At 34.7% G+C, this 6,000-nt stretch carries 3 protein-coding genes and 1 pseudogene; 1 reads left to right on the top strand and 3 read right to left on the bottom strand.

The window, feature by feature from the left end; translation table 11 throughout:
• Positions 1-1,134 precede the first annotated feature (1,134 nt).
• On the bottom strand, positions 1,135-2,826 hold the full coding sequence (locus H7254_RS03265) for a hypothetical protein (protein WP_301931619.1): 1,692 nt from the start codon (positions 2,824-2,826) through the stop codon (positions 1,135-1,137).
• A 248-nt stretch (positions 2,827-3,074) separates the two neighbouring features.
• A complete protein-coding gene (locus H7254_RS03270; protein WP_301931620.1) occupies positions 3,075-4,046 on the bottom strand; it encodes a glycosyltransferase family 4 protein in 972 nt (323 codons plus the stop codon).
• A gap of 376 nt (positions 4,047-4,422) precedes the next feature.
• On the opposite strand from H7254_RS03270, the gene H7254_RS03275 reads away from it, so the two are divergent.
• Positions 4,423-5,319, top strand: a complete 897-nt coding sequence (locus H7254_RS03275) for a sugar transferase (RefSeq protein ID WP_301931621.1) — start codon at positions 4,423-4,425, stop codon at positions 5,317-5,319.
• A gap of 138 nt (positions 5,320-5,457) precedes the next feature.
• Here the strand turns inward: H7254_RS03275 and H7254_RS03280 are convergent.
• Positions 5,458-6,000: pseudogene (locus tag H7254_RS03280) on the bottom strand (hypothetical protein); the annotation flags it as partial.

Genomic DNA, 6,000 nt, shown 5'->3' on the forward strand with positions numbered 1-6,000 from the left:
GGGATACCATTCCCAGCTTAACCATAGTCAATTTTACTAAAGGCTATTTATTAAGTTTTAAGGTATTCCAAAAAAAAATTTTAAACAGTTTCTCATAAAATGAATTTATGCAAAAAAATAATTATATCAATAAAAAATCAAATCACCTTATTTATAAAATTCCCGCAAACTCAATATTAACAACACTTTCTAAGAACTGATTGCTTCAGCAATGCAATGCCAGCAGCCTACTGACTAATATCAAAGTTAAAGCCAAATTATATAAATAACTCATCGTATTCTAAATAAATCATGCTCTTGCTCATTAAATGGCACCGACTGTGGAAAAATTTGCAGGCGCTATGTAAGGTATTTGTTAGACTCCAATTAATTCAATACAACGACAGGTATGTCCTCTTTATTATCAAATCAGCATAATAGAATAAAACATTATCTATCAAAAAGTTTGTTGATCAGTCAATTTTGATGTCGACATAGTTAGTCTTGTATCAAAAAGTTAACACAAAGTAAATAAATGGAGCTAGTAAATTTTGATGATTCCATTAAAGAAAAAAAATATACAAAATCAGTGAATTAGGTTGCTGGCATTGTAACCCTGCTTTTAGGGGTTAGGCAAAAGGATCATTTTTTTAACAGCGTTGCTAAAAACAGGTGGCATACGTTTGCCCCGGGCATTAAATTAATAATAAAAGTTTTGTAATCAACAAATCATTTTGCAAGAACGAACAAAATTTATCTGGATGCTCACCAGCTAGCCCTGCCTGAAATGTAAAATTTATCAATATGCACCGAAGCGTAAAACCGTTTTTATAAAATAGGTTGAGTAAGATAAACCAAAAAAGCACAAATTGAAATAGCAGTAGAATTATATTGATAAAGATGCCCGGTTTATTTTAACATTTGATACTTATTTTATCTACAAATAACTTTATAAAAATCTATTATTTACCTGCTAAATAACAACGGCCTGAATTTGCCAGGAAACGATGGTTAAACATTTAAAAAAACGTAAATAAGTATAGGTAACATGGTTGTACAAAGTGTCTGTACAAATATCATTAGCGTGGCCTTCTGCCACATAAAAGATAGGTTTTACAATCTTTTAAAACGATGTATTTGATGTTAAACGGCCTCTTAAAAGTTAAACTCTCTTCTCCGTATATTTAGACGAAAACCAACACTATAGAATAAAACACTTGAGTTAGGCAGGTTTTGTACATTGTAAGATCTATGCGTAGCATTAAAATCAAGAAAAGCATTTTCAAAAACTTCGTAAGAAATATTCAGAGAAGCGGTAGTACTGTTTACAGGAATGCCTGATCCTATAAAATAGCCATAATTCCTTATGCGGGAATCGTAACTCCTGAAAATATTACCGCCCATATTAATCCCGGCAGAATCCAACCCTTGTGTAAAAGTGATTATTTTTCCGGTAAGATAAAGTTTCGGCAAAGGCTGATACCTGGCAATTAATACCAGCTCCCTTACATTAGCGCCGAGTGGATGAGCAAGTGGCTGGTTGTAATGGGTATTGTTGGTAACACTGTCAAAATTGGTATAAGTAAAAGGCCGAATCAGGTTATATTCCATTTGCAAATCAAGGTTGCTGACTTTAAATGCGTTAATATATTTTCCACCAACCTGCAATGCCTGTTTATTAGTAAAAGATCCGTCACCATAATGAAGAATTTCGTGAATGTGAAATTCATTGATAAATACCTGTGAATACAACTGTATTGTATGAGCAATATTTGCTTTTAAATCTATGCCAATACTTGCTTTTCCTGCAATGCCAAGATTGGATTCTGTAGCCCGGTAAAAAATAACAGGATTAAGGTAACTCAATTGCAAGCCATACTTTCCATCCTCCATAATATTTTCATACAACCCTACATTCAGCCATTTGGTGGCCTGAATACTTAGGTGATGAATGGACATATAATTTTTTTTCTTTGCTTCTCTTGCCAGTTGCGGAACTGATTGCATGGTTTCTGCAATGATCATTTCATACTTCAATTTCCACAACCGGGTATTCAAACGCATGAATAAAAAATTATTGCTAAAATCGCTCAGAAACAGACTTCTGTATCCATTTCCAATAAACAACTTATCGTATGCATATTGTACATGAATGTATTTAGCCACATTAAAAGATATTCCTCCCCTAAAATCAAAATAATCAAAGGCCTTTCCATCCTTACCATAGGGTTTATAAAAACCTGCCCCAGGCACCGCATCGTACTTAGCGGCAAAGTCCCGAACGTACAGCAGATCTTTTTCCTGGTTGTCTGATAAATAAGTGTAAAAGCCGATTTTTTTATCAATACTACCCCTGATAATAATACCTCTGGTGTTGTTGTAAATATTGCCCGTACCATCATTTGCATGGCCATATCGTAAATTCAGCACCGGATCTATTTGCAGAGACAGTATCTTATCGTTTACAGAAAATAAATGACCGGGTGATTTGTAAAAAGTATTGAATAAAGGCTTCCTGTACAGAAACGAATCCTGACTGATGGAAGTCCACTCGCGGTTATTCATTAAAAAGCTGTATACATTGCTGCGATCTGCAGCTGAAAGTTTAAACGGCAATTTTCCTGCTTTGTTGAGCGAGTCTATATATTCTACCCGCTTAGTAAATACTGCACGATTCAATGGCTTTACCGTATTTAAGCTGAGGATAGAATCATTTTGCAGCAGTATATCAAGGCGATCTAAAATAGTATATTCTTTACTTCCCAGCGTTATATCATCCGACTGGGCACAAGCACCAAAAGAAGATACTACAAGCAGCAGGGAAGAGACAAGGTATTTAAACGGCATTAATGTTATGGTTGAAGTATAGTTATTGTGGAGTAAAAGTAAGTCTTTCAATGGTTAATAAAAAAACCTAAAATCAAATTGCAAATACCTGCCTGTTTCCAAACGGAAGGTAGTTGTAACGTTGCATCTATTATTTGTAGTTTTAGGGAAGTGCATTTCTAAAAACTTATTTTTTATTTTACCTCCTCTTTTCCCCCTGCAAAAGAGGAAAAAAGCAGCGATGGAGCAATACCCTAAAGTATGTCTTTTTACATACAGGATTTTTCTGCAAAGCCGTAGTATTTTCTTTTAAATACAATATAGACAGCAGATAATATAATAACCAGTAAAAATATTGCTATCCACTGTGTTGCCATGGAAAAGGAGTCAATCATAAATACAATCAATACATTAATCAGCGTTTGTAAAATTGTATACCCTGCGGAAATATTTATATGTGGAATCTTTGCTTCATTTGCAAGTACCTGATAAAAATGTTTTCGGTGAGGCTCAAAAATATTTTCTTTAAGATACAGGCGGTGTATAATAGTTAACACACTGTCAATACCATAAAGCGTTAAAAAAAAAAGATACATAATATTGCCTGAGCTTAATATTAGTTTGGCCAGCAAAAAGATCAGGATAAAAGCAATCGAAACTGATCCAACATCCCCTGCAAAGCAACGGGCTTTTGTTCTGAAGTTGTATACATTAAAAACCAGCAACGCTATGCCCGTAAAATAAATAAACTGATTATCAACAAATGCAAACCGGTAATTATTGGCCAGCCACAAACCGGCTAAAACGGCTAAACTATATCCCCCGGTGATGCCATTAATTCCATCCATAAAATTATAGGCATTAATGATGCCTATGGTGATGACGAGGGTAATGATCCATATCCACCAGGGAAACGAAAATAAATTTAATTGATAAAAAAGTAACAGCACTGCTGCAAACTGAACTATTAACCGCAGGCTTCTTGAAACAGTTTTTATATCATCCACCAAACTTATACAGCTTATCAGCAGCAGGCCAGCTATAAACCAGGGAAATTGAAACTCCGATAAAATAAAATACGCTAAAGCTCCGTTAATAAAGATAATTCCTCCTCCACGTATGGTAATTGCCGAATGAGAACTGCGGGCATTGGGTTTATCAATAATATTGAAGCGGGCTGCAATTTTAAAATATACATTTATTAAAAGAAAAAATACAGCAAAAAGAATAAGGTAAATCATTGGAAAAACAGAATATTTAATAGTTGAAACAAATCAAATTTTGGAGACGCACACAGGTAATTTAATGTTTAAACCTTCCCTTGAATAAGTAGTCTATTAAAAGTATCAATTGAAAGTAATAACAAAAAATGAGCATCAGATATTTCATAGGTCTCAAATATAAAGAAGTAAAATAACACCGCATCGGTTCAATCGTTTGAGCTAAAGAAACACCGTTACGACCATTGCTTACTTACGTGTATTTTAAAAAAATTAAGTTTCAAAGCCTGAACAATTTTTAAATTTTAGCCTGTATTTTACTTGCCCCTTTTACTAATAGAGTAATTTTGTTTATATTCGCTTAACAATTCAATAACAATCTTTTAAAACCATTAGGATGAACTCTTTGGCTCCCATCGTACTGTTTACCTATAAAAGGATTGAAACACTCAAAAAAAATATTGCAGCTTTGTCTTCCAGTATTCTCGCAAAAGAAAGTGACCTGATAGTTTATTCGGATGGAGGAAAAAACGATTTTGAGGAAATAAAAATAAAGGAAGTAAGGGCTTTTTTAAAAACAATCAATGGTTTTAAGTCAGTAACCATTCACGAATCTCCTGTAAATAAAGGTTTAGCTGCATCTATTATCAGTGGTGTAAGTGAGGTGATGTTAATTTATAAAAAAGCGATTGTACTGGAAGATGATTTAATTATCAGTAGAAATTTCTTAGTTTTTATGAACCAGGGGCTTGACTATTATCAAAATAATCCCCGCATACTCTCCATTTCAGGATATAGTCCGACTATAACAGGGTTAAAGCCGAACGATATATACTTTACCCATCGGGCCTGCAGTTGGGGTTGGGCTACCTGGGAGGATAAATGGAAGCTGATAGACTGGAACTGTAGTAACTACGAAGAATTTGCGCAGGATGATTTTGCCGTTTCAAAATTTAATAAAATGGGGTCAGATTTATCCCGGATGCTTAACAGGCAAATGCGTGGAAAAATAAATTCATGGGCCATCAGGTTTTGCTACAACCAGTTTCGCAAAGGATTATTTTCTATTCACCCTGCTGTTTCCAAAGTTGTAAATATTGGATTTTCAGCAGATGCAACCAATACTAAAATGACTCATAGTCCTTATGAAACCAAACTGGATGACAGCCGTGAAACAAATTTTAAGTTTACTACTGACATAAAGATAGAAAATTCAATCATTCAGCAGTTTACCCGTCCCTTTTCAATTCCTGTTAGAATTAAATACAAATTGTTCAATATGCTAACTTCCTGACAGGTAAAATTATACAGGAGTACATGAACTTTTTACAACCTTTCTCAAAATATATCCTGCTAACTTCTACAGTATCTTTTATCCTTCCCTGCTATTGTGCAGCATTTTTAAAACTACCTGGTTTTAACAACATGCTTTTTATAAAAAAGAAGCAAAAGTGTTTATCATTCCCTCTTTAGCAGTTAAGGGCATTGTTTGAATGCCAATGGCCTGTTTAAGTTTTTGATTGGACACCACATAAGACTCCGTTAATTTTTTAAGTCGTTCGCTGTTTAAAGGGAGGTGTAGCAGATCTCCGGTTTTTGCCAGTAACTGAATAATTGCCGGAGGTATGTTCCAGATATTCGCTTTCTGATTTAAAGAGGCGGCCATCAATTTAATAAGTTCATTGGTTGATAGGGATTCGTCATCGGCAACCTGATAAACACCTCCTTCAATTGGTTTTTCAAGCAATTGCATAGTAACAAACCGGAGGTTGTGTATAGAGGTAAAAGAACGACTGTTTTCAAAAGTACCCAAGGGCCAGGGTAACCCTTTTTTAGCCAGTTTGTATAACAGGCTAAGGTTGCCTTTGTTACCAGGGCCGTGTATCATACAGGGACGTAGTATGTATACCTTTTTCCCTTCAGGTAAAGGCTGCTCCAAAATATATTTTTCGGCTAACAGTTTTGATTGCCCATA

Origin of the sequence: Ferruginibacter sp. (assembly GCF_014377975.1) — a bacterium.
Lineage (GTDB): Bacteria > Bacteroidota > Bacteroidia > Chitinophagales > Chitinophagaceae > Ferruginibacter.

Bases quoted from the DNA above. Each gene is read 5' to 3' on its own strand.
- H7254_RS03265 (WP_301931619.1), bottom strand. From the start codon at position 2,826: ATGCCGTTTAAATACCTTGTCTCTTCCCTGCTGCTTGTAGTATCTTCT.
- H7254_RS03270 (WP_301931620.1), bottom strand. From the start codon at position 4,046: ATGATTTACCTTATTCTTTTTGCTGTATTTTTTCTTTTAATAAATGTA.
- H7254_RS03275 (WP_301931621.1), top strand. From the start codon at position 4,423: ATGAACTCTTTGGCTCCCATCGTACTGTTTACCTATAAAAGGATTGAA.